Genomic DNA, 24,090 nt, shown 5'->3' with positions numbered 1-24,090 from the left:
CGATGGCGTAGAGCACCTTGGCGCGCTGGTAGCCCGAACTGGCGCTCCATTTCGGCAGCGCCTTCGTGGCGGCCGCGACCGCCGCATCGATGTCGGCGGCGCCGGCATCCGAAAGCTTGGCGAGCAGCTTGCCGAAGGACGGCTCGCTGGTCTCGAAGGTCTTGCCGCCGGCGGCTGCCTTCCACTCGCCGCCGATGAACAGCGCCTTGGAGAAGTCGCGGCCAGCGAGCCAGGCATCCGCCTCGTTGCGCGCCTCCGGCGCCGGGCCGTACTCCATGGCGTGATAGCGTTCGAGAATGTTCATGGGGCGCTCCTACCGCAGGAGGTTTTTGGTTCTTGGCGGGCGACTTCGCGGGCTAGGCCATCGCGTGGCGATGGTTGGCCGAATAGTGCCCGGTCAAATGATGCTCGAGCTGACGCTCGATGTCGGTGAGTAGGCTGGACGCACCGAAGCGGAACAGCTCCGGCTCCAGCCACGGTCGCCCAAGCTCTTCCTTCATCAGCACCAGCCAGTCGAGCGAGACCTTGGCGGTGGAAATGCCGCCGGCCGGCTTGAAGCCGATGAGGTAGCCGGTCTCCTCGAAATAGGCGCGGATGGCGCGCACCATGGCGAGGCCGACGGGAAGCGTGGCGTTGACGCTCTCCTTGCCGGTCGAGGTCTTGATGAAGTCGGCGCCCGCCATCATCGCCACCATCGAGGCCAGCATGACGTTGCGCAGCGTGGCGAGGTCGCCGGTGCCAAGGATGACCTTGAGATGCGCGTCGCCGCAGGCCTCGCGCATGGCGACGATCTCGTTGAACAGCTCCTGCCATTTCGCGCCATAGACCAGGCCGCGCGGGATGACGACGTCGATCTCGTCGGCGCCGTCGCGGACCGAGGCCTCGATCTCCTGCAGGCGCGTCGACAATGGCGCCAGGCCGTGCGGAAAGGCGGTGGACACGGCAGCGACATGGATGCCGGTGCCGCGCACCGCATCGACGGCCGTGGCGACGAAGGGATGGTAGACGCAGACCGCGGCCGGCCGGATGGTTTCGCCTTCTATGCCCAGCCCCTCGACGATATCGCGGCGGAACGGGTTGATCGCCTTGGCGCAGAGCCGGCGCACCCGCTCGTCGGTGTCATTGGAGTTCAGCGTCGTCAGGTCCATGCAGGCGACGGCGCGCAGCAGCCAGGCCGCCTGGTTGTCGGCCTTGATCGAGCGTCGCTTGGTCAGCGTCGCGACGCGGCGCTCCAGCGCCGAACGGTTGACGCTGCGCACCGATTCCAGGAAGCCGAGATCGAGCCGCATGCCGGGATTGCGCGCAATATGGCCTTGCGGCACGGGCGTGTTGGCGGCGGCGCGCGCCGGCAGCGAGGTGACCTTGGACGCGCCGAGGTCGGCGTCGCGGATTGTGCTGCTCATCTCCTGCCCTTCCATTCAGCGGCTTGCGCTTAATGCTTCGTGCGCGTCGTTCCCCAAGACCACTCGACAGCTTTGGGCGACACGCACGAAGATAGCCCGTGAAGCAGTGCTCCACGAGTCCTCAAAAGGCTCATAGCGGAAAAAGGCCGCGAAATCAGCTGATTTTTGACCGCATGGTCAAAACGGATTTGAGCGGGAGCTGAAGCCTCCCGGCTACGGCTCAGCCGACGAAGGCGCGCTCGACGACGAAGCTGGCGGGATGGCTGAGCGAACCTTCCTGGAAGCCGAGGCTTTCGGCCAGTTCCTTGACGTCCTTCAGCATGTGCATCGAGCCGCAGATCATGATGCGGTCGGTCTCGGGATTGAGCTTGTCGATGCCGAGGTCGGTGTAGAACTTGCCCGAGCCGATCAGCGCGGTGATGCGGCCCATGCGCGCCGACTCTTCGCGCGTGGTGGAATTGTAGAGGGTGACGCGGCCGCCGGTCAGCTCGCCGATCAGCGGATCGCTCTCGAGTGCCGCCACCAGTTCCTGGCCATAGGTGAGCTCGGCATTGTCGCGGCAGGTATGGGTCAGGATGACCTGGTCGAACTTCTCATAGGTGTCGGGATCGCGCAGCAGGCTGGCAAAGGGCGCGATGCCGGTGCCGGTCGAGATCATGAACACGCGTTTGGCGGGCGTCAGCGCGTCGAGCACCAGCGTGCCGGTCGACTTCTGGCGCATGATGACGGTGTCGCCGACCTGGATCTTTTGCAACTCGGAGGTCAGCGGACCATCCGGCACCTTGATCGAGAAGAATTCCAGCTCGTCGTCCCAGGCCGGGCTGGCGACCGAATAGGCGCGGAAGATCGGCTTCTCGGCATTGGGCAGGCCGATCATGACAAACTCGCCGGAGCGAAAGCGCAGCGACTGCGGCCGGGTGATGCGGAACGAGAACAGATGGTCGGTGTAATGCTTCACCGATACGACGGTTTCGGCATAGACATTGGCCGGAATCGGGAACTGCAGCGGCTTGGCGCCGGCGGCGTTCAACGCTGGTGTCGTGTTCATCAAACCCAACCTTCTGGCCCAGGCTTATGGCGCTGGCGCCAAACCTTCTCCTGCGCGCCCGAACGGTCAGGTTCCGGCGTGCTCCTCGCACACTGCCAAGCGGTAAGCTCTTGTGTCCGGAATTTATTAGTATACAAATGATATTTGCGTCAAGATGGTAGCGTAAAACGCCTTTCCAAACCGAGGCATATCCGTAGTCCGCGCATTTCGGGTTTCGACAATGAAAGAGAATTTTTCGGCGCAACCGCGGGATTCCCTGGGCAGCGTCGTCGCCGGCATCGATGTCGGCGGCACCTTCACCGATCTCATCCTGATCGACGGCAAGGATGCCGGCAAGGTGCATATCGCCAAGACCCCGACGACAGTCGAGAACCAGGCTTTCGGCGTCGTTTCGGCGCTCGGCGCGACAGGCTTTGCTGTCGACGGCATCGACCTCATCGTGCATGGCACGACCACCACCACCAACGCGGTGCTAGAACGCCGGCTGGCCAGGACCGGCATGATCACCACGCTCGGCTTTCGCGACGTCATCGAGCTTGGCCGGCGCACGAGGCCGCAGCCCTACGGCATGACGGGGACATTCGTGCCGGTCATTCCGCGCGATCTCAGGCTCGAAGTCGCGGAGCGCGTCGAGGCATCAGGGGCGGTTCGCGTCCCGCTCGACGAGGCAGGCATGCGTGATGCGGTGCAGAGGCTGCTGGACGCCGGCTGCGAGTCACTCGTCATCCACTTCCTGCACTCCTACGCCAATCCTGCGCATGAGCGGCGCGCGGCCGAGATCGCAAGGGGGATCTGGCCGAACGGCCACATCACAACCGGCCATGCGCTGCTGTCGGAAGCGCGCGAATTCGAGCGTGGCGTGACCGCTTCGGTCAACGCCTCGGTGCAGCCGATCCTGGAGCGCTATGTCGAGCGGCTTCGCAAGGAACTCGCCGCGAAGGGCTATGCCCGCGACTTCCTGATCATGAACGGCAATGGCGGCATGATCTCGGCCCGCTTCGTCACCCGGGAATCGGCAAAGACGGTGATGTCCGGCCCGGCCTCGGGCGTCATCGCGGCCGCCTATACGGGCAAGCGCGCCGGCTTCGAGAACCTCGTCACCTACGACATGGGAGGCACCTCGACCGACGTGGCGCTGATCCGCAATGCCGAGCCCGCGGTGTCGAACGAGATCGAGATAGAATATGCGATGCCGATCCATGTGCCGATGGTGGCGGTGCATACGGTCGGCGCCGGCGGCGGCTCGATCGCGCGTGTCGACGCGGCCGGCCTGATCCAGATCGGCCCGGAAAGCGCCGGCGCCAATCCGGGCCCGATCTGCTACGGGCGCGGCGGCACCGAGCCGACCATCACCGACGCCAATCTTGTGCTGGGGCGGCTGGCGCCGAAGAAACTGCTCGCCGTCGACAATCCGGTCACCGTCGAGCGCGTCACCGGCATATTCGAAGACAGGATCGGCAAGCGCACCGGCCTCTCGGGCGTCGAGGCGGCAGGCGCAATCCTGAGGCTCGGCAACATCAAGATGGCCGGCGCCATCCGCATGGTCTCGGTGGCGCGCGGCCACGACCCGCGCGATTTCGCGCTATTCGCCTTCGGCGGCGCCGGGCCTCTGCACGCGACGGCACTCGCCCGTGAGCTTGGGCTGCCAAAGGTGCTGGTCCCGGCGCGGCCAGGCATCACCAACGCGCTCGGCTGCGTCGTCGCCGATCTCCGGCATGACTTCGTCAACACGATCAACCAGCCGGTGGCGCTGCTCGATGAAGCCTTGCTTCACGAGGTGTTGGAACGGCACCGGAGCGAAGGCGAGGAGCTGATTGCCAAGGAAGCGGTGAAGCCGGACACGATCCGCGTCACACACTCCGCCGACATGCAGTTCGTCGGCCAGACGCACATCATCAACGTGCCGCTGCCATCGTCTACCGTGACCCGCGCGACGCTGCAGCTTCTGTTCGAAAAAGCCTATTTCGCCCGCTTCAAGGTCGAGTTGCCGGAGATCCGCGCCAACCTCGTCAACCTCAACACCTCGGTCACCGGTGTGCGCCCGGCGATCGATCTCTCGCGGCTGATCGACCCGGCTGGGCGCGCGGCGACGCTAGAGGAAGCCCGGTGCGAGACCAGGCCGGTCTGGTATCACGGCACCTGGCACGACACGCCTGTCTATGCCCGCGAAAAACTGCCGCTCGATGCCGTCATCGAAGGACCGGCGATCCTCGAACAGATGGACGCCACCACCGTGCTCGAGCCCGGCGACACGGCACGCGCGGACGCCGACGGCAACATCATCATCGACATCGGCGAGGCCTGAGATGAGCACGCTCGACACCATCACGCTTTCGGTCCTGCAGGCGGCACTGCAGCAGGTTTGCGACGAGATGGATCTGACGTTTTCCCGCGCGGCGTTCTCGCCCGTCATCGCCGAGGCCAATGACCGCTCCGACGGCATCTATTCGGCGGTTGACGGTTCGCTGATCGCGCAGGGCAGCCAGGGCCTGCCGGTGTTCGTCGGCGTCATGCAGTATTCGACGAAAACCGTGATCGAGATGATCGCCGATGGCCGCTGCCTGGCGCCCGAGCCGGGCGACATCTACATCGTCAACGATCCCTATCTCGGCGGCACCCATCTGATGGATGTGCGCTTCGTCATGCCGGTCTACCGCGGCGAAAAGATCTTTTGCTGGCTCTCCAACACCGGCCACTGGCCGGACATTGGCGGTTCGGTGCCGGGCGGCTTTTCCGCTTCGGCCACCGCCGTCGAGCAGGAGGGGTTGCGGCTGCCGCCGGTGAAACTGTTCAAGAAGGGCGTGCTCGATCCGGAGATTTACGCCATCATCTGCTCCAACATCCGCGTCGCCGACCAGCGCATCGGCGACATCCGCGCCCAGGCCGCGGCACTGCTGATCGGACAGGACAGGCTCAACGGAATCCTGGATCGTTACGGTAATGAAACGGTTATCGAGGCGATCGCCGAGCTGCGCCGCCGCGCGGCCGACCAGATGCGCGCCAACATCGCCGCCATTCCGGACGGCGTCTACCGCTCCAAGGCCTTCGTCGATTCCGACGGCGTGGTGAACGAGCCGCTGACGATTGCGCTCGCCGTCGAGAAAAAGGGCGACACGCTCACCTTCGACTTCGCCGGCTCCTCGAAACCCTGCGCCGGGCCGATGAACAGTGTGCTGGCGACGACGCTGTCGTCGGTCTATCTCGCCATGCGGCATATCTTCCCGGATGTGCCGATCAGCGCCGGCGCCTTCGAGCCGCTTGACGTCAAGCGGCCGGAAGGGACCTTCCTCGACGCCCGCTATCCGCGTCCGGTCTCGGGCTGCGCGGCGGAGGTCTCGCAGCGCATCGCAGAGGCCGTCTTTGCGGCCATGGTCCAGGCGCTGCCGGACAAGGTGACGGCCGCCCCGGCCGGCTCCAGCGGCAATTTCGCGCTCGGCGGCAACGATCCGGCGCGCGGCCGCGACTATGTCATGTACCAGATCTCCGGCGGCGGCTATGGCGGTAATGCCGGCCATGATGGCCTGACCAATGGCTGCTCGACCATCGGCATCTCCAAGTCGCCGCCGGTCGAGATCATGGAGCAGGCTTTTCCGGTGCTTTACCGCCACTATGCGCTGCGCGAAGGTTCGGGCGGCGCCGGCAAGCAGCGCGGCGGCTTCGGTCTGGCCTACGAGGTCGAGATCCTGCGCGGCGATGCCCGCGCCTCCTTCGTCATGGACCATGGCCGCTTCGGCCCGCAAGGCGCGCTCGGCGGCAAGGATGGCGCGCCCAATACGGTGACGGTGTTCCGCGGCGGCGAGGCGCATGTGCCGCCGCATCTGTCCAAGGAGCAGGACATTTCCCTCAAGGCCGGCGACCGCGTGCGCGTCGGCACCCCGGGCGGCGGCGGCTATGGCGATCCGGGCGAGCGTGACCCGAAGCTGGTCGCCGAGGATGTCAGGCTCGGCTACTATACGGCCGAGCAGGCCAGGGAGATGTTCGGGGGTGATCGAGGATAAGTTCAAGTGCCGCGTCTGCGGGCTGAGCCAGTATCCGGACCTGCCCTGGGGTGAGGACGGTCGGCAACCCTCATTCAACATCTGTGACTGCTGCGGCGTCGAGTTCGGCTACGGAGACGATGGATTGGAAAACTGTCTTCGGCTTCGGCGTCATTGGGTTGAAGTCGAACGCTGCCGATGGTTCTCGCCCAGGGATCGTCCAGCCGATTGGGATCTGCCGGCCCAGATCAGAAGCATCCCGAAGGCGTATAAAAGCGATGACGATGAAAAGTTGATCAACGCCCAAATCGACGCAGGCGAGCCGCCGTTGCGCGGGCTATCCGCTTTGAGCGCGATCGAGAAGTCGACCCGTTAGTTGCTCGGCACCTCGGCGAGCAACTTGCTCCACCGAGGCGCTATCATAAGCCGGCTTCAGATGTCCAGATTGGCGACCGACAGCGCATTGTCCTGGATGAACTCACGCCGCGGTTCCACCTCGTCGCCCATCAGTCGCGAGAACAGCGAGTCGGCGTCGGTGGCGTCGGTGACCTTGACCTGCAGCAGCGAGCGCACGTTCGGGTCCAGCGTGGTTTCCCACAGCTGCTCGGCGTTCATCTCGCCAAGGCCCTTGTAACGCTGCATGGTCAGGCCCTTGCGGCCGGTCGCGAACACCGCGTTGAGCAGCGCCAGCGGTCCCGCAATGGTCTCGGAGACCTCCTTGCGGCGCAGCACGGGCGGCTCGCTGTAGATTTCGGCCAGGCGCGAGGCATAGCGGTCGAGCTGGCGCGCATCGGCCGAATTGATCAGCCCGGCGTCGAGCTGCACGAACTCCTTCACGCCGCGCACCGTGCGCTCGAACACATAGCCGCCGACGCCGTCATTGGAGGTCGACAGGCGGCCGGTCCAGCCACGCTCGGTATCCTCGGCGATCAGGTCGAGGCGCTTGGCGACGCGCTCGGCCATGGCGTTGGCGCGGCCGAGATCGGCAAGGACATCGGCGTTGAGAGCGCCGGCGATCGCCGCCTGTTCGACGACGCTGCGGTTGTAGCGCGTGTGCAACCCGTTGATCAGCTGGCGCACAGCCAGCGCGTCGTCGATGGCGCTATGCAGGTCCTGGCCGGTCCGCACCTCGCCGGAGCCCAACGTCAGCGACGCTTCCTCCAGCCCGGAATCGATCAGATATTCCTCATAGGCGCTTTCGTCCTTGAGGTATTGCGAGCTTTTTCCCCGCGTCACTTTGTAGAGCGGCGGCTGGGCGATGTAGAGATGGCCGCGCTCGATCAGCTCCGGCATCTGACGGAAGAAGAAGGTGAGCAGCAGCGTGCGGATGTGGGCGCCGTCGACGTCGGCGTCGGTCATCAGGATGATCTTGTGGTAGCGCAGCTTGTCTGCGTTGAACTCGTCCTTGCCGATGGAGGTGCCGAGCGCGGTGATCAGCGTGCCGATCATGTCGGAGCTCAGCATGCGGTCGAAGCGCGCGCGCTCGACATTGAGGATCTTGCCGCGCAGCGGCAGGATGGCCTGGTTCTGGCGCGAACGGCCGCCCTTGGCCGAGCCGCCGGCCGAGTCTCCCTCGACGATGAAGATTTCGGACTTGGCCGGATCGCGCTCCTGGCAGTCGGCGAGCTTGCCGGGCAGCGAGGTGACGCCGAGCGTGCTCTTGCGGGTGATGTCGCGCGCCTTGCGCGCCGCCTCGCGCGCCGCCGCCGCCTGGATCACCTTCTCGACCACGACCTTGCCTTCGCTCGGATGCTCTTCGAGCCAGGTGCCCAGCGCTTCGTTGACCAGGCTTTCCACCACCGGGCGGACCTCGGAGGAGACCAGCTTGTCCTTGGTCTGCGAGGAGAATTTCGGATCCGGGACCTTGACTGAGAGAACGGCCGTCAGACCCTCGCGGCAGTCGTCGCCGGTCAGTGACACCTTTTCCTTCTTGGTCTGGCCGGAAGCATCGCCATAGCCGGTGATCTGCCGGGTCAGCGCGGCGCGGAAGCCGGCCAGATGCGTACCGCCGTCGCGCTGCGGGATGTTGTTGGTGAAGGCCAGCACGTTCTCGTGGTAGCTGTCGTTCCACCACATCGCCACCTCGACGGTGATGCCGTCGCGCTCGGCCCGGATCGCGATCGGCGTCTGAATCAGCGGCTTCTTGACCCGGTCGAGATATTTGACGAACTCTTCCAGGCCCCCGTCATAGTGCAGCTCGTGACGGACCAGGTCGGCATGGCGGGCGTCGGTCAGCACGATGCGTACACCGGAATTGAGGAAGGCGAGTTCGCGCAGCCGGTGCTCCAGCGTTCCATAGTCGAACTCGACCATGGTGAAGGTCTCGGCCGACGGGAAGAAGGTGATCTCGCTGCCACTGCGGCCCTCATAGGTGCCGGGGCGCTTGTCCTGCTCGTAGCCGCCGGTGACCTTGAGCGGCGCGTCCGCATTGCCGTGCGTGAAGCCCATTTCGAAGATCTCGCCATTGCGGCGGATCTTGAGCTTGAGCCAAGCCGAGAGCGCGTTGACCACCGAGACGCCGACGCCGTGCAGGCCGCCCGACACCTTGTAGGAGTTCTGATCGAATTTGCCGCCGGCATGCAGCTGCGTCATGATCACTTCGGCCGCCGAGACGCCTTCGCTGGGGTGGATGTCGGTCGGAATGCCGCGGCCATTGTCGATGACCGTGACCGAACCGTCAGGGTTGAGCGTCACCGAGACCAGGTCGGCATGGCCGGCCAGCGCCTCGTCGATGGCGTTGTCCACCACCTCATAGACCATGTGATGCAGGCCAGAGCCATCGTCGGTGTCGCCAATATACATGCCCGGCCGCTTGCGCACGGCATCCAACCCCTTCAAAACCTTGATGGAATCGGCGCCGTACTCGGCTTCCGCGCCATTGGCGCTTTCAGTCTGATCGCTCATGAAAACCTGTCTGATTGGTGGCTGCTGGTCCAGCGCTGGAAACTGGCTCCGAATCGCGCCGTTTTGATGTCCTAGATATAGGCGCAAATGCCGGTTTTTCCAAGGTTTGCCGGCATTTCCAGGCGGGAAAGCCGGCTGTCCGGAAGCGGCCGCGCCGCAGGCTATTTTGTCCTGGCCAGCCGATCCTGGAGAAACTTGATCATGAACTTGTATCGCGGCGCCAGCCGGCCGCTGCGGTCGAGCTCCAGCGTCCGCTCGAGCGCCTCGGAAAGCACGGCCTTCGGGTTCCTAGCGACCTGAGAATAATCGATCATCGCGACCACCAGGTCGCGCTGCCAGGTGGCGTTGTCGGGGTCGGACTGGGCAAGCTGCTGGCGGATGTCCAGGCTGTCCTCGAAGGCCTTCCGCGCGCCCTTGATGTCGCGCTGCTTGGCCTTCAGCATGCCGATCTCGGACAGTGTTATCGACAGGTCGCGCTGCCAGTCGGAATTGGCCGGATCGAGCCTGGCCAGCCTGTCGACGATGGTGAAACTGTCGAGATAGAGCTTGAGCGCGCCCTTGCGATCGCCCTGGATGGCGAGCACGCCCGCGACTTTCTCCAGGCTGACCGAGAGGTCGCGCTGCCAGTCCGTGTTGTCCGGATCGCTGTCGGCCAGCGCCTGGGCCTGAGACAACGCTTGCCGGTAGGCCGAAAGGGCGGCCGGCCAGTTCTCCTGGTCCTTCAGCGCGTTGCCGACCTTGGTGTTGCCGACCGACAGATCGCGCTGCAGCTCGGTGTTGTCCGGGTCGCGGCTTGCCAGCCTTTCGACGATGTCCAGGCTGTCCCGGTAGGCAGCGAGCGCGCCGGCGGGATCGTCGCGCTCGCGCTTGAGATCGCCGATCGTGTCATGGCTGACCGAGACGTCGCGCTGCCGCTCGGCATTGTCGGGCTGCTTCGCGGCCAGCGCCAGCCGGATCCTCAGGCTTTCCTCATAGGCGGCCTGCGCATCGTCCAGCCGGCCGGCGGCACGGGCAAGGCCGGCGATCTCGTCATAGGAAATGGTCAGCTCGCGCTGCAGGTCGTCGCGCTCTGGCCCATGGCCGGCGAGCTCCTTCTTGATCGACAGGCTTTCCTGGTAGGCCTGCGCGGCGCCGGCCAGGTTGCCTTGCGTCATCAGCACATTGCCGATCTTGTCGTCGTTCATGGCAAGGTCGCCGAACCATTCCAGCCGGCCGGGATCGGCCGCGGTCAGCTCGGAAAGCATCGTCCGCGCCGTCTGGTAATTGTCCAGGGCCGCCGGCAGGTCGCCTTGCGTCATCCTGATATTGCCGAGCTTGGTGTGGCTGACGGCGAGGTCGCGCCGCACGCTGGGGTCGGTCTCCTGCCGCACGCGCTGCTCGAGATTGGCCAGCAGCGCCTCGTAGGCGCGGCCGGCGGCGGCGGTGTTGCCGACCGTGATGTAGAGCTTGCCGAGCTCGTCCAGCGTGCGGATCTGGCGGTCGGCATCGTCGAGCTTGAGCGCCGACTGCCCGGCCTCGCCATAGAGCGACAGCACCTCCTCGTAGTCCCTGATCGCCGCGGCGTAGTCGAGGTCGGCGCGCGCCGCGCCCGCCGACAGATAGCGTGTTGCGGCTTCCGACAGTGTGCGGCTGACGAAATTGGCTTTTAGCGCCTTGCGCGAGGTGCTGTCGATCTCGGCCGCCGCCGCGAGTTTTTCACGCGCCGCGTCGAAGGCGCCGAGCGAGAGCTGCTCCTCGGCCTGCCGGCGCAGCGCCGTCACCTGCGGGTCGTCCGAGGCCAGCGTCTTCATCTCGCCGCGCACCTTGACGAAGGCATCCGCCGCCTCGCGCAGCCTGGCGTTCAGGCTCTCGCCCGAAAGATGGCTGGTGTCGGTGCTGATCAGCGCGCCGTAGAGCGGCGCCAGCGGCATGTCGGCGTCGCTGGCGATCTGCTCGACCTCGCCGCGCATTTCCGGCGTCACGTCGGCCATGGCCAGCAGCAGCCGCTCACGTTCCGGCAGCTGTTCCTTGGTCGTGGCGGCGAAGAACAACTGCGGCAGGCCGCTTTCGACATAGGGGAGCTGTTTGCCGCGACTGAGATCGTAGACCTCCTGCTGCACCAGCGTCAGCACCGAGCGGATTTCGAGTCCGTCGGTGCCGAGGTACTTGGTCAGCGCCGCGGTGAAGGGCGAGTTCTGGCCGGATCCGTCAGCGGCCGTCTCGCCGGGCGCCGCGGCAAAGGCGAACAGGATGTTCTCCGCCCGCCCGACGCGGCCGAGACCCGGCCTGATCTTGTCGGCGGCATCCTTGGCCAGCGACGTCGCGCCGCGGCCCTCGCCGCTCGCGCCGGCGAAGGGATCGCTGCGGCAGGCGTCGAGCACGATCAGGCCGACCTTGGCCGTGGCGGCGACCGCTTCGCGCACCTCTTCCAGCGGCAGGCTGGTCTTGTCCAGCGCGGCGAGCGAGGAGGCGTCGGCATCGACGGGCAGCAGCCGGTTATCGCCGGAAATCTCGACGCCATGGCCGGAGAAATAGACCAGCGCCACGTCGGCGCCCTTGGCGTCCTCACGGAAATCGTCGAGCGCGCGGCGCGTGCGGCGCAGGTCCCGGTTGGTCTCGAGCACGACCTCGAAGCCGAGCTTCTTCAGCGACGCTTCCATCGCCTCGCCGTCATTGACGGGGTTCGCAAGCGGCCGGATCAGTCGGTAGTCGTTGTCGGCAATGACCAGCGCCACGCGCCGCTCCGCCAGGGCGGCGGCGCTTGTCCAAAGGATCAGCAATAGCGCAAGAAGAAGACGCAAAGTCCAAACCGCCCCGGCCCGGTCATTTGCGGGAGCATTTCATCTCTTTATGGCGCGAACAAGCCCGGAGCGTATACCGACCGGCCTAGCCGGCTCGCAGCGGCCTCAGCGCCTCGCTCCAGCGGAACAATTCGTCCAACATGGTCCTGGCGCCGTTGAGGACCGGCTCGCCGGGCTGGAAAGCGCTGTTCTTGTCGAGCAGCGTCTTGTAGGCCGCCAGCGCCACACCCTCCGGGATCGGCATCACTCCGACCGCGGTCAGAAGCGGCTTGACCGCTTGCGCCGCGCGCAGGCCACCGGAGACGCCGCCATAGCTGAAGATGGCGGCCGGCTTGTAGCGCCACTCCTTGAGCAGATAGTCGATCGCGTTGACGATCGCGGGAGCCACGAAATAATTGTACTCCGGCGCTACGAAGACGAAAGCGTCGGCGGCGTCGATCGCCTTCGACCATGCCTTCGTGTGCTCCTTCTCGTATCTGGCGAGTCTCGGATGATGCGGCTCGTCCAGCATCGGCAGCTCGAACGCGGCGATGTCGGTCAGCACGGGTTCGAATTTCCCGTGCTCGCGCGCGAAGCCGTCCAGCCATTCAGCGAAGATCGGGCCGGCGCGGCCGGGTCGCGTGCTGCCGATGATGATGTTCAGCCGGTGTTTCAAGGCGGGGCTCCTGCGCTGGGTATCTGTCGGTGACTGCCCCTAAGGCATGCGGCGGCAGGCGGCAAGAAGCCGCGGCGAGCGGACCGTCAGATTCCCGGGAGCGGACATTGCCGAAGGGAGGGCGGTCAGGGTCCGGCCCTTCGGCTGCATGGACGCCGGCCCAGGCAACCACTACATTCGAAGGGACAAGCGGAGCAAGCCATGGACACCCAGCCCGCCCCCTTCGTGCCGCCGGCGCCGAAGCCGCGTACCTCGCCGCCGTCGACGCTGGAGATGATGCGCATCGTCTATCGCAATCCGCTCGAACTGTGGGGCGAGCCGACCTACAACCAGCCATGGATCTCGGTGAACGGCATCGGCGGGCCGCTGGTCATCGCCAACGATCCCGGCCTCATCCGCCATGTGCTGGTCGACAATGCCAGGAATTACAAGATGGCGACGGTGCGCCAGATGATCCTGCGCCCGATCCTGCGCGACGGCCTGCTCACCGCCGAAGGCGAGGTGTGGAAGCGCTCGCGCAAGGCGATGGCGCCGGTGTTCACGCCGCGCCACATCTTCGGTTTCGCCCAGCCGATGCTGAAGCGCACGCTGGAGTTCGTCGCCCGCTACGAGGCGGGCGGCACCACCGACATCGCGCACGACATGACGCTGCTCACCTTCGACATCCTTGCCGAGACGCTGTTTTCCGGCGAGATCGCCGGCGAACCCGGCGGCTTCGCCAAGGAGATCGACCGCCTGTTCGAGACCATGGGCCGGGTCGATCCGCTCGACCTCCTGCGCGCTCCGCTATGGCTGCCGCGGCTCACCCGCATCCGCGGCCGCAAGACCATGGCCTATTTCCGCGACATCGTCGCCGGCACGGTGAAGATGCGCGAGGAGCGATTGAAGCGGGACCCCGATCATGTGCCGCAGGACTTCCTCACACTTCTGCTCAAGGCCGAAGGGCCGGACGGGTTGACGCGCTCGGAAGTCGAGGACAACATCATCACCTTCATCGGCGCCGGCCACGAGACGACGGCCCGCGCGCTCGGCTGGACGCTCTATTGCCTGGCCGAGGCGCCATGGGAGCGCGACAAGATCGAGCGCGAGATCGACGACGTGCTGTCGCGGGAGCCCGATCCAACAAAATGGCTGGACGCCATGCCGCTCACCCGCGCTGCCTTCGAGGAGGCGCTCAGGCTCTATCCGCCGGCGCCGTCGATCAACCGCGAGCCGATCGAGCCGGAAACCTGGAACGACCTGCATATACCGAAATATGCCGCCGTACTGGTGATGCCCTGGGTCGTCCACCGCCACCGCAAGCTGTGGGACAGGCCGGATGCCTTCATGCCGGAACGCTTCCATCCGGGAAACCGCGACCGCATCGACCGCTTCCAGTATCTACCCTTCGGCGCCGGCCCGCGCGTCTGCATCGGCGCCAGCTTCGCCATGCAGGAGGCGATCATCGCGCTTGCCATCCTGTTGTCGCGCTTCCGCTTCGACAGCACGCCCGAAACCCACCCATGGCCGGTGCAGAAGCTGACGACGCAGCCGCAAGGCGGCCTGCCGATGCAGGTCACCGTACGCGGTTCATAGCCGCTTGGCTGGTTTCGCGGTCAGGCCGCGGGTTTGCGCTGGAACTGGCCGGCGGCGCGGAAGCGCCAGAGATAGCTCGGCAATATGGTTCCGATCGACTGCGGCTGCAGGCCAAGGCCGGCAAGCGTCCGGCTTTCCCGGGCGGCCTGGTCGGACACAATGTTGTGCGCGCGCAGCTGCAGCACCTGGTCCTTGGTCAGCAGCGGGTTGGGCAGCAGGCCGAGGATCGAGGCTTGCAGGTTCGCCACCCACCACGGCACCGGCACCAGGATCCGCTTGCGGTCGATCACGGTGAGCAGTTCTTCCATGCATTCCTTGAAGGTGAGCACCTGCGGCCCGCCGAGCTCGTAGATGCGGCCGCCTTCGACCTTGCCGTCGACCGAGCGCGCGATGGCTTCGGCGACGTCGCCGACATAGACCGGCTGGAACTTGGTCTGGCCGCCGCCGAGCAGTGGCAGCACCGGCGAAAGGCGCGCCATGTTGGCGAAGCGGTTGAAGAAGCCGTCGTCCGGGCCGAAATTGATCGAGGGCCGGAAGATCACGGCGTCGCTGATCGTCTCCAGCACGGCCTTCTCGCCGAGCGCCTTGGTGCGCGCGTAGACCGACTGCGAATTGAGATCGGCGCCCAGCGCCGAGATGTGGGTGAGGCCGGCGCCGACCGAGCGCGCAGCCTCGGCCACGGCGCGGGCGCCGAAGTCGTGCACGGCGCCGAACTTCTGCCGCCCGCTCTCATGCAGTATGGCGACCAGGTTGACGACATGGTCGGCTTCCTGCACGGCGCGGTCGATCGACCAGCGCACGCGCACATTGGCCTGTACCGGCTGGATCTGGCCGACATTGCCGAGCGGCTGCAGATGGCCGGCAAGATCGGGGCGGCGGCAGGCGACCCGGATGCGGTAGCCGCGCTTGGCCAGCGCCCGCACGACATGACGGCCGACAAAGCCGGAGCCGCCGAAGACGACGACGAGCTTTGGGATCTGCAGGATTTCGGTCATGGCTGGCTCCGGCGCGCTTTCCAAGTGGCACTGGCTCTTGGCTGAAGCCGTTTCATAGTCGGTTTCGCGCCAAAGGCAAAGGGCATGCGGAACCAATCACGAGGCTTGTTTCTGCCCTCGTCAGAACGCCCTGCCGATCCGGGCGTCGACCGATTGGCTGTTGCCGCCGCGGATGACGAAGAAGAGCAGGATCGCCGCCCAGATGAGTGACTTTTCCGCGCCGGAGAAACCCTGACCCATGCTCATCCAGTGGAACCACACCGTGACCAGGAGCACGATGAGGCCGGCAAACGCGGCCGGACGGGTCAACAGGCCGATGGCGATCAGGATGCCGCCGAAGAATTCGGTGCAGGCAAGCAGCGGCGACCAGAAGGCGCCCGGATAGAAGCCGAGCCCTTCGACCATCTCGGTGGCGCCGAACGGGTCCGTAATCTTCTGCGAGCCGTGGATGGCGAGGAAGATGCCCGCTACTGCGCGCAGGACGGTTTCAGCCGTGTTGTTCAAGGCCGCGTAGAAGCCACCGAGGGCCGGGATGAAAAGTCTCTTGCTCGACATATCGGTACTCGCGGACATCAAGGTCTCCTTTGTTGCGACGATCCCGCAAACGCCCGATTGCGGGAATGCAGTCAAATAAACAAAAGTTGACCAAAAGAAGAATGTTTTATCGCGTCAGGCGTGAAACGCAGAAAACCCCGCCGAAGCGGGGTTTTCCGGGCGTCGCGCGCACCGAAACAGGGTCTGACGAGACGGCCTGACCTGAGACGGCATCAAGTTCGGCGTGAACAAGCACGCCCGCCCCAGCCCTGAACGCCCGGCACGGCGCCGCCAACCGCAAGCCGCGACAAAGCCACCCCTGCGGCTCGCGGTGTGAGATGCTGGAGATGGGTCGCCGCGACGAGCAAAAAGGTTCAGTCGGGTGCGAAAAGCCGCGCCTAAATGCCGGGCTCAGGTAGACCGCGGGGCTCGGGCCGCGAAGTCAGCGGGAGGAATAGCGCTCGGCGAATTCGGAGATGCGCTGGATCACCGCCTTGGGCGCGGTGATGCCGCGCGCCACGGCCTTCTCCGCCGCCTCGGCCCGAGCACGTCCCGGCACATGCACGCCATAGCGGCGGCGCAGGCGGTCGAGCTGGTCACGCATGCGCTGCCCGAAATCGGGGTCGAGCAGCTTGGGCTCGACGGCGAGCACGAAAAGCCCGGTTCCCGGGCTGTCCGGGCCGCCGGTGAACCAGGGCGCGTCAAGCGACCAGTTGGCACCGGAAAGGCCCGCCGCCAGCACCTCGACCATCAGCGCGATGTTGGCGCCGCGCTGGCCGCCAAAGGCGAGCATGGCGCCTTTCATGGCAGCCGCCGGGTCGGTGGTCGGATTGCCGCTGGCGTCCAGCGCCCAGCCCTCGGGAATTTTCCTGCCGTCCTCGGCCGCCCTGCGGATGTTGACGAAGGCGGTGGCGCTGGACGACTGGTCGATGACCAGCGGCGACCCGTCGGCGGCGGGCGCGGCAAACGACATCGGATTGGTGCAGTAGACCGGCTTGACCGAGCCGGAGCCGGCCAGCACCGCCGGCCCGTTGGTGGCGGCGAAGGACACCAGCCCCTGCGCCGCCAGCCGCCCGGTGAAATAGCCGAGCGCGCCGCAAGTATAGGCGTTCCTCTGCGAGAAGATGGCGACGCCAAAGAGTTTTGCCGCCTTGGCGAGATCCTCGATCGTGCGGTCGAAGCCGGTATGGGCGAGGCCGCCGCGCGCGTCGGACAGATAGACGGCGAGCGCCGGCCTGGTGATGACCGGATCGGCATTGCCGTCGATGCGGCCGGCTTCGATCGCCTCCAGATAGTCGATGAAATGCGTCAGCCCGACGCTGGTGAGCCCTTCCGCCTCGGCCGCGACGATGGAAGCGGCGAGCGACTGTGCGTTTTCCTCGTTGGCGCCGGCGCCAAGCGCCGCCATCCGGCACAGCCCTGTTGCCTGATCGAGACTGAGTTGCATGGTGATGGGTTCCTAGTGAGCAGCGAGTAGCGAGTAGGGAATAGCGAATGGGAATGGTGGGCTGTTGGCCGCCTCGTGTCCTATTCGCTACTCGCTATTCGCTACTCACTTCTAACCGATCTTGACCGGGATCCGCGCCTCGATTCGGCTGAAGGCGAAGACGAGGATGCCGGTGATGGCCATATAGATCAACGCCAGCAGCAGCAAGGGTTCGTAGGTGAGGTAGGTGTCCTGCCGTACCTTTGACGATACGGCGAAGATGTCGATGACGCTGATCGTTGCCACCAGCGGCGTCGACTTCAGCTGCAGCACCGTTTCGCCGGTCAGCGTCGGTAGCGCCCGGTAGAAGGCCTGCGGCAGCCAGATGCGGCGGAAGATCTTCCAGCGGCTCATGCCGAAAGCGCGTGCCGCTTCCAGTTGCCCCTTCGGCACGCCGGCGAAGGCGCCGCGCATCACCTCGCCCTCGTAGCCGGCGAAGGACAGGGTCAGCGCCAGCACGCCATAGGGCCAGGCCTGCCTGAGATATGGCCACATCCAGGAGTCGCGGATCCATGGATATTGCGGAAACAGCGAACCCAAGCCGTAATAGAGCAGCCAGAGCTGCAGGAGCAGCGGCGTCCCCCGGATGATGGTGCAGAAGACCTTGGCCGGCATGGCGAACCAGAACGGGCCACCGGCCTGCGCCAGCCCGAGCGGCACCGCGAGCAGGAAGCCCAGCGAGCAGGTGACGGCCAGGATCCACAGCGCCCGCCAGATGCCCATGAGACCCATTTCCCAATATTGCGGCAGCCAGTCCCAGCGCATGAAGAAGGCGGCGCCGAGGACCAGCCCCAGCGCGATCAGGATCAGCACAATGCGATGCGGCTGCAGCCACAGCGAGGCGCGCGCGACGGCGTTGACGACGACGGCTTCGTTGGCCATCAGCGCGCCTCCTTGACCGAAGGCATGCCGCGCCGCGACCACACCTCGACGCGGCCGATGATCAGGTTGGAGAACAGCGACAGCAAAAGGTAGAGCGCGCCCGCCGCGACGTAGAAAGTCAGATAGGCCTTGGTGACGCCGGCGGCCTGCCGCGTGGCAAGGGTCAGTTCGAAGAAGCCGACGACGGCCAGCAGCGCGGTGTCCTTGGTGGCGATCAGCCAGAGATTGGCAAGGCCGGGAATGGCGAAAGGCAGCATCGCCGGCAAGGTGATGCGTCTGAGCAGCAGGCTTGGCGGCATGCCATAGGCGCGGGCAGCTTCGATCTGCCCCTGCGGGATGGATAGGATGGCGCCGCGGATGACCTCGGTCGAATAGGCTCCCTGCACGAAGCCGAGCACGAAAATGCCGGCCGCCAGCCCGCTGATGTCGACGTGCTGGTAGCCCATCGCGGTCAGCAGCTGGTTGATCAGGTCGGTCCCGGCGTAATAGAGCAGCAGGATCAGCACCAGCTCCGGCACGGCGCGCACCACGGTGGTGTAGACCGCCAGCAGGTCGCGCACCACCGGACCGCCATAGAGCTTGCCATAGGCCCCGCCGGTGCCGATCAGAAGCCCGAGGCATGTGGCGCCGAGGGCGATCTCGATCGAATGCAGCAAGCCGACCAGCAGGGTTCCGCCCCAGCCCGGCGGTGTGGGCGAGAGCAGCTCCATGATGCCGGCCGCCGAGGCCGGAAGAAATGCGTCGATCAGCTTCGCCCCCGGATTGCTGGAGCCATGACCGCTGGCGGTCCACGCCGGCGCTAAGCATCATGGCAGGTTCGGCGGAACCTCACGGCCCGGCAGGCGGGCCGTGAGGTCATTCGCTCATGCGGGATGCGTCAGTTCGACTGCGGGGTGCCGCCGTAGATGTCGAAATCGAAGTACTTTTTCGAGATCTCGTCATATTTGCCGTTGGCGCGGATCGCCTTGATGCCGGCGTTGATCTTGTCTTTCAGGTCGGTGTCTTCCTTGCGCACGCCGGCGCCAACGCCCGGCCCGAGCACTTCGTCATCCTGAGCCACCATGCCCTTCAGGTCGCAGCAGGCCTTGCCCTGATCCGTCTTGAGGAATTCGCCCAGCGCGATGGAGTCGGCCTGCACCGCATCGACGCGGCCGGCGGCGAGATCCTGGTTGGCTTCGTCCTGGGTCTGGTATTCCTTGACCTCGGCCGCTCCGGTGAAGTGCTTCTTGGCGTAGACGGCATGCACCGTCGACACCTGTACGCCGACCACCTTGCCCTTGAGATCGTCCGGCGTGGCCCCGAATTTCTGGTCCTTCGGGCCGATGATCGCGGTCGGCGTGTTGTAGTACTTGTCGGAGAAGTCGATCGTCTTCTTGCGTTCCTCGGTGATCGACATCGAGGCGACGATGAGGTCGATCTTCTTGGTGGTCAGCGCTGGAATGATGCCGTCCCAGGCGACGGGCGTGATGACGCAGTCGAGCTTCTCCTCGGCGCAGACGGCGTCGATGAAGTCGACCTCCCAGCCGACCCACTTGCCGGAAGCATCCGGCGAGGCGAACGGCGGATAAGGCTCGGCGGCGACGCCGATCTTGACCTGATCCGCCTTGGCCGCACCCATCGCGGCAACGCCGAACAGCAGCGCCGCGGCGAAGGTCTTGAGAACAGTCTTCATTTCAGAACTCCCAGTTTGTTGTTGTTCCCGGTTTTTCGCTCCGCTTGACACCGGCCCCTAGCCGACGTTGCGGAGGAATTGCTTGAGCCTTTCGGATTTGGGCGCGCCGAACAGCTGTTCCGGCGGTCCTTCCTCCTCGACCAGCCCGTTGCAGAGGTATACGACATGCGTCGCGACCTCGCGGGCAAACTTCATTTCATGCGTGACCAGAACCATTGTCCGTCCCTCGCGCGCCAGGTCGCCGATCACCTTCAGCACCTCGCCGACCAGCTCCGGATCGAGCGCCGAGGTCGGCTCGTCGAACAGCATGACGCGCGGATTGATCGCCAGCGCCCGGGCGATCGCCGCGCGCTGCTGCTGGCCGCCGGACAGATAGGCCGGATAGACGTCGCGCTTCTCGGCGAGGCCCACACGCGCCAGCAGCTTCTCGGCCTGGGCGACCGCCTCCTCGCGCCTGACGCCCAGCACATGCACCGGAACCTCGATGACGTTCTCGATCAGCGTCATGTGGCTCCACAGGTTGAAGTTCTGGAACACCATGCCCAGCCTGGAGCGGATGCGCTCGATCTGCTTGCGGTCGGCGGGAACCGTGTGGCCGTGGCTGTCGGCCTTCAGCTTGATCTCCTCGCCATTGACGCGGATGATGCCGCTGGTCGGGTTTTCCAGGCAGTTGATGCAGCGCAAGAGCGTCGACTTGCCAGAGCCCGATCCGCCGATGATGGCGATCACCTCGCCGTCGCGCGCCGACAGCGACACACCCTTCAGCACGTGCAGTTCGCCGAATTTCTTGTGCAGGTTCTCGACATGGATGGCTTCGGCGGCGCCGCTCTGCGCCTCGCCGGATCGCACTGCGGCAGCTTCCACCGCGCTCACCATGTGGCCTCTGCAGGGGCGACGGCAGGTCGTCGAACGTCCATCCGGCTAATCAACATACGCTGCACTGTCCCGCTCCAGACTTCAGCATGGACCCGACAGCGCGAGCCCGTCAATCCCGCTCATTACGGCACTTGCGGCCTTGTTGCGCAAGTGTATAAATAGCCTTCCATGAAATTTTCTCGGCTTTTTTCATCTTAAAAGGGCATTGATGAGCGCTTTCGGATCACAGTCCATGGCGGCGCCGCTGCGGCGCGTGCTGATGCGGTCGGCAGCCAACGCCATGCGCGACGCCGACAGGGCTGCCTGGCACTATGGCCCCGGCTTCAACCCGGCGAAAGCAGCCTCGCAGCACGTGGCCCTTGCTGAACTGGTGGCGGCTTCCGGCGCCGAAATCGAATGGATAGAGGACACGGACGACGGCCTGTCGGATTCGGTGTTCACGCACGACCCATCGCTGATGACCGACCGCGGCGCGCTGATCCTGTACATGGGCAAGCCATTGCGCGCCAGCGAGCCCTCGCTGCATGAAGAGACCTACAGAAGACTGGGCATTCCGATCCTGGGCCGCGTCGAGGCTCCTGGCCAGGTCGAAGGCGGTGACTGTGTATGGGTTGATGGCCGCACGCTGGCGATCGGGCGCGGTGTCCGCTCCAATCAGGAAGGCATCCAGCAGGTTTCAAACCTGCTGACGCCGCTGGGCATTTCCGTCTACGGTTTTGACCTGCCGCTGTGGCAGGGCGAAGAGGCGTGCCTGCATCTGATGTCGGTGATCAGCCCGCTGGCCGACGACCTCGCACTGGTCTATTCCCCGCTCTTGCCGGCCCCGTTCTATCAGATGCTGAAGGCGCGAGGCATCCGGCTGGTCGAAGGCGACGCCGGAGAGTTCGCCGCTTCCAACGGCCTCAGCCTAAACGTACTGCCGACCAGCCCGCTCAAAGTCATCGCCGTTGCAGGCTTTCCCAAGACCAAAGCCGCGATGGAAGCCGCCGGCTGCACGGTTGAAATCTTCGAGGCGGATGCGCTTTGCATCGCCTGCGAAGGTGGGCCGACATGCCTGACGCGGCCGATCCTGCGCCGATGAATGCGCCATCCCGCCGCAAGTTCCGTCGCGAGGGCGAGGACCGGCGGCGGCAGGATCTGATCGAAGCGACTCTGGATAGCGTGGCGGAACATGGTCTGCAAGGTGCCACCTTGCGCGCCATCGCCTTGCGTGCCGGCGTCACCGCCGGGCTGATCCGGCATTATTTCCCCGGCAAGGAAGAATTGCTGCAGGAGGCATATGCGGCGCTGGTCGGCCGCATGACCGAGCAGGCCAAAGCAGCATTGGTCATGGAAGATGCCTCTCCGCGCCAACGTCTTGCGGCTTTCGTCACCGCCAACCTCAACACGCCGATCGTCGACGCGCGGGTGTTTTCGCTTTGGGCAACCTTCATCGGCCGCGCCAATGCGGATCCGACCTTGGCCCATGCCCACCGCGAAGGCTATCTTGGCTTTCGCAACGAGGTGGAAGCGGTTGTGGCCGAGGTGCTCGCTGCAGAACAGCGCAAACCGGACGCAAGCCAACTGCGCCACCATGCCATCGCGATCAACGCGATCATCGACGGGCTCTGGATCGAAGGCTGTCTGGCGGGCGATATGTTCGAGCCCGGCGAATTGGCAGCGATTGGCATCAAGGCTGTCGAGGCCGAACTCGGCCTTGCGCCAGAAAGAGGAGAACGATGACCACCATCGGCGAGGCCCTCATCACCCTGCTCGAGGCGCATGGCGTCGACACCGTTTTCGGCATCCCCGGCGTCCACACGGTCGAGCTCTATCGCGGCCTGGCGCGTTCGAGCATCCGCCATATCACGCCGCGCCATGAGCAGGGCGCCGGCTTCATGGCCGACGGCTATGCCCGCGCCAGCGGCAGGCCTGGCGTCGCCTTCGTCATCACCGGTCCGGGGCTCACCAACACCATCACCGCCATGGGTCAGGCGCGCGCCGATTCGGTTCCGATGCTGGTTATCTCGGGCGTCAATGCTACCGACACGCTTGGCAAGGGCTTCGGCTTCCTGCACGAACTGCCCGACCAGCGCGGCATGATGGAGAAGGTGGCGCTGTCTTCTGAGCGCATTACCGAGGCCAAGGAGCTGCCCGGCGTGCTGGCCCGTGCCTTCGCGCTGCTCGCGTCGTCGCGTCCCGGCCCGGTCCATGTCGAGATCCCGACCGATGTCATGGTCAAGCCGGCCGACGGCATTGTCGCCTCATTGAGCAATGCGGCGCCGCCGGCTCCCGACGCTGCCGCAATCGCGCAGGCAGCAAGTCTTTGCAAGACCGCGAGCCGCCCGCTGATCCTGGCCGGCGGCGGCGCAAAATGGGCCGAGGCGCCCTTGCGGCTTCTGGCCGAGAGGCTCGGCGCGCCGGTCGTCGAAACGACCAACGCGCGCGGCCTGCTGCATGGCCATCCGCTCTGCGTGCCGGCCAGCCCCAGCCTGAAGGCGGTGCGCGCGCTGATGGCGGAGGCCGATCTTGTCATCGCCGCCGGCACCGAATTCGGCCCGACGGACTATGACGGCTATGGCGATGGCGGCTTTGTCCTGCCCGCCAATCTGATCCGCATCGACATCGGCGCCGACCAGCTCGCGCGCCGTCCGGTGACGGTCGGTATCCGGGCCGATTGCGCTGAGGCGCTTGGTGCCCTGCTGGCGGAGCTCGGCTCAGATCCCGTCGCCGCGCAAGACGGCAATGCCTGGGCGGCCGCGGCACGAGAGGCCGCGTTCGCCGAGCTGAGGCCGGACTATGTGGCGCAGATGCGCGCCGTGGAGGCGATCCGCGATGCGCTGCCCGGCGCCATCATCGTCGGCGACTCGACGCAGCCGGTCTATGCCGCCAACCTCTACTACGACCACGATCGACCCGGCGGCTGGTTCAACGCCGCGACCGGCTTCGGCGCGCTGGGCTACGGTCCGCCCGCGGCGATCGGCGCGGCCCTTGCCGTGCCGGAGGCGCCGGTCGTCTGCCTGACCGGCGATGGCGGCTTCCAGTTCACTCTGCCGGAGCTGGGTGCCGCGCTCGATGCCGATGCCCCGGTCATCTTCGTCGTCTGGAACAATCGCGGCTATCGCGAAATCGAGACCTCGATGCTCGATGTCGGCGTCGAGCCGGTCGGCGTCTCGCCGGCGCCGCCGGATTTCTGCAAGCTGGCCGAGGCCTATGGCATCGCTGCCGAGCGGCTTGCCTGCGCCGACGGCCTGGCGGATGTGCTGAAGCGCGCCCGGGCGGCGGGCAAGCCGCGGGTCATCGAAATCACGGTGGATTGAGCAC

At 65.7% G+C, this 24,090-nt stretch carries 20 protein-coding genes; 7 read left to right on the top strand and 13 right to left on the bottom strand.

The annotated features are described in order from the left end of the window. The 3 genes from EN745_RS03135 to EN745_RS03125 all read right to left on the bottom strand — a co-directional run. The coding region (locus EN745_RS03135; protein WP_127420520.1) for an aldehyde dehydrogenase family protein at nucleotides 1–304 on the bottom strand (304 nt) is incomplete at its 3' end. Between the two features lie 52 nt (nucleotides 305–356). Then, entirely contained in the window at nucleotides 357–1,403 is a 1,047-nt protein-coding gene (deoC, locus tag EN745_RS03130; protein ID WP_126056904.1) for a deoxyribose-phosphate aldolase, read from the bottom strand. 220 nt (nucleotides 1,404–1,623) lie between these two features. Continuing rightward, nucleotides 1,624–2,451 (bottom strand): ferredoxin--NADP reductase, encoded by an 828-nt coding sequence (locus tag EN745_RS03125; RefSeq protein ID WP_127420519.1) that lies wholly within the window; start codon nucleotides 2,449–2,451, stop codon nucleotides 1,624–1,626. Between the two features lie 220 nt (nucleotides 2,452–2,671). On the opposite strand from EN745_RS03125, the gene EN745_RS03120 reads away from it, so the two are divergent. From EN745_RS03120 to EN745_RS03110, 3 genes are read left to right on the top strand one after another with little or no spacing between them, the layout of a single operon-like run. Next, nucleotides 2,672–4,756 (top strand): hydantoinase/oxoprolinase family protein, encoded by a 2,085-nt coding sequence (locus EN745_RS03120; RefSeq protein ID WP_127420518.1) that lies wholly within the window; start codon nucleotides 2,672–2,674, stop codon nucleotides 4,754–4,756. 1 nt (nucleotide 4,757) lies between these two features. Then, the gene (locus EN745_RS03115; RefSeq protein ID WP_127406073.1) at nucleotides 4,758–6,449 is read left to right on the top strand and encodes a hydantoinase B/oxoprolinase family protein; all 1,692 of its coding nucleotides are present in this window, start codon (nucleotides 4,758–4,760) and stop codon (nucleotides 6,447–6,449) included. Next, entirely contained in the window at nucleotides 6,436–6,804 is a 369-nt protein-coding gene (locus EN745_RS03110; protein ID WP_210213726.1) for a hypothetical protein, read from the top strand. Before EN745_RS03115 ends, EN745_RS03110 begins: the two co-directional genes overlap by 14 nt. A 56-nt stretch (nucleotides 6,805–6,860) precedes the next feature. Here EN745_RS03110 and gyrB read toward each other — a convergent pair whose 3' ends face one another. From gyrB to EN745_RS03095, 3 genes are all read right to left on the bottom strand, one after another. Beyond that, the gene (gene gyrB, locus EN745_RS03105) at nucleotides 6,861–9,332 is read right to left on the bottom strand and encodes a DNA topoisomerase (ATP-hydrolyzing) subunit B (protein WP_127406074.1); all 2,472 of its coding nucleotides are present in this window, start codon (nucleotides 9,330–9,332) and stop codon (nucleotides 6,861–6,863) included. Between the two features lie 161 nt (nucleotides 9,333–9,493). After that, complete coding sequence (locus tag EN745_RS03100) at nucleotides 9,494–12,046, bottom strand: caspase family protein (protein WP_245487619.1); 2,553 nt, start codon at nucleotides 12,044–12,046, stop codon at nucleotides 9,494–9,496. 151 nt (nucleotides 12,047–12,197) lie between these two features. Then, the gene (locus tag EN745_RS03095; protein WP_126056898.1) at nucleotides 12,198–12,767 is read right to left on the bottom strand and encodes an NADPH-dependent FMN reductase; all 570 of its coding nucleotides are present in this window, start codon (nucleotides 12,765–12,767) and stop codon (nucleotides 12,198–12,200) included. Nucleotides 12,768–12,968: 201 nt separating this feature from the next. Between EN745_RS03095 and EN745_RS03090 the strand changes: the two genes are divergently transcribed. Then, nucleotides 12,969–14,342, top strand: a complete 1,374-nt coding sequence (locus EN745_RS03090) for a cytochrome P450 (protein WP_126056897.1) — start codon at nucleotides 12,969–12,971, stop codon at nucleotides 14,340–14,342. A gap of 20 nt (nucleotides 14,343–14,362) precedes the next feature. Here EN745_RS03090 and EN745_RS03085 read toward each other — a convergent pair whose 3' ends face one another. From EN745_RS03085 to EN745_RS03055, 7 genes are all read right to left on the bottom strand, one after another. Continuing rightward, complete coding sequence (locus tag EN745_RS03085) at nucleotides 14,363–15,337, bottom strand: complex I NDUFA9 subunit family protein (protein ID WP_126056896.1); 975 nt, start codon at nucleotides 15,335–15,337, stop codon at nucleotides 14,363–14,365. Nucleotides 15,338–15,457: 120 nt separating this feature from the next. Further along, nucleotides 15,458–15,910, bottom strand: a complete 453-nt coding sequence (locus EN745_RS03080) for a DoxX family protein (RefSeq protein WP_126056895.1) — start codon at nucleotides 15,908–15,910, stop codon at nucleotides 15,458–15,460. Nucleotides 15,911–16,313: 403 nt separating this feature from the next. After that, nucleotides 16,314–17,318, bottom strand: a complete 1,005-nt coding sequence (locus EN745_RS03075; protein ID WP_126056894.1) for an Ldh family oxidoreductase — start codon at nucleotides 17,316–17,318, stop codon at nucleotides 16,314–16,316. A gap of 111 nt (nucleotides 17,319–17,429) precedes the next feature. Continuing rightward, nucleotides 17,430–18,239, bottom strand: a complete 810-nt coding sequence (locus EN745_RS03070; RefSeq protein WP_126056893.1) for an ABC transporter permease — start codon at nucleotides 18,237–18,239, stop codon at nucleotides 17,430–17,432. After that, nucleotides 18,239–18,949 (bottom strand): ABC transporter permease, encoded by a 711-nt coding sequence (locus tag EN745_RS03065; protein WP_245455279.1) that lies wholly within the window; start codon nucleotides 18,947–18,949, stop codon nucleotides 18,239–18,241. The genes EN745_RS03070 and EN745_RS03065 overlap by 1 nt, the downstream gene beginning before the upstream one ends. Before the next feature lie 167 nt (nucleotides 18,950–19,116). Further along, nucleotides 19,117–19,911: a transporter substrate-binding domain-containing protein gene (locus tag EN745_RS03060; protein WP_126056892.1), complete on the bottom strand. Its 795-nt coding sequence runs from the start codon at nucleotides 19,909–19,911 to the stop codon at nucleotides 19,117–19,119. Between the two features lie 57 nt (nucleotides 19,912–19,968). Next, entirely contained in the window at nucleotides 19,969–20,787 is an 819-nt protein-coding gene (locus tag EN745_RS03055) for an ABC transporter ATP-binding protein (RefSeq protein WP_245455278.1), read from the bottom strand. A 208-nt stretch (nucleotides 20,788–20,995) separates the two neighbouring features. Between EN745_RS03055 and EN745_RS03050 the strand changes: the two genes are divergently transcribed. From EN745_RS03050 to EN745_RS03040, 3 genes are read left to right on the top strand one after another with little or no spacing between them, the layout of a single operon-like run. Continuing rightward, nucleotides 20,996–21,868 (top strand): dimethylarginine dimethylaminohydrolase family protein, encoded by an 873-nt coding sequence (locus EN745_RS03050; protein WP_126056891.1) that lies wholly within the window; start codon nucleotides 20,996–20,998, stop codon nucleotides 21,866–21,868. Continuing rightward, complete coding sequence (locus EN745_RS03045; protein WP_126056890.1) at nucleotides 21,838–22,509, top strand: TetR family transcriptional regulator C-terminal domain-containing protein; 672 nt, start codon at nucleotides 21,838–21,840, stop codon at nucleotides 22,507–22,509. The genes EN745_RS03050 and EN745_RS03045 overlap by 31 nt, the downstream gene beginning before the upstream one ends. After that, nucleotides 22,506–24,086, top strand: a complete 1,581-nt coding sequence (locus EN745_RS03040; RefSeq protein WP_127420516.1) for a 5-guanidino-2-oxopentanoate decarboxylase — start codon at nucleotides 22,506–22,508, stop codon at nucleotides 24,084–24,086. The genes EN745_RS03045 and EN745_RS03040 overlap by 4 nt, the downstream gene beginning before the upstream one ends. Nucleotides 24,087–24,090 lie beyond the last annotated feature (4 nt).

Source organism: Mesorhizobium sp. M4A.F.Ca.ET.022.05.2.1, from assembly GCF_003998845.1.
Taxonomy (GTDB): Bacteria; Pseudomonadota; Alphaproteobacteria; order Rhizobiales; family Rhizobiaceae; genus Mesorhizobium.
The sequence above is the reverse complement of the archived record's forward strand: the minus strand, read 5'-3'. Positions and strand labels throughout refer to the sequence as shown.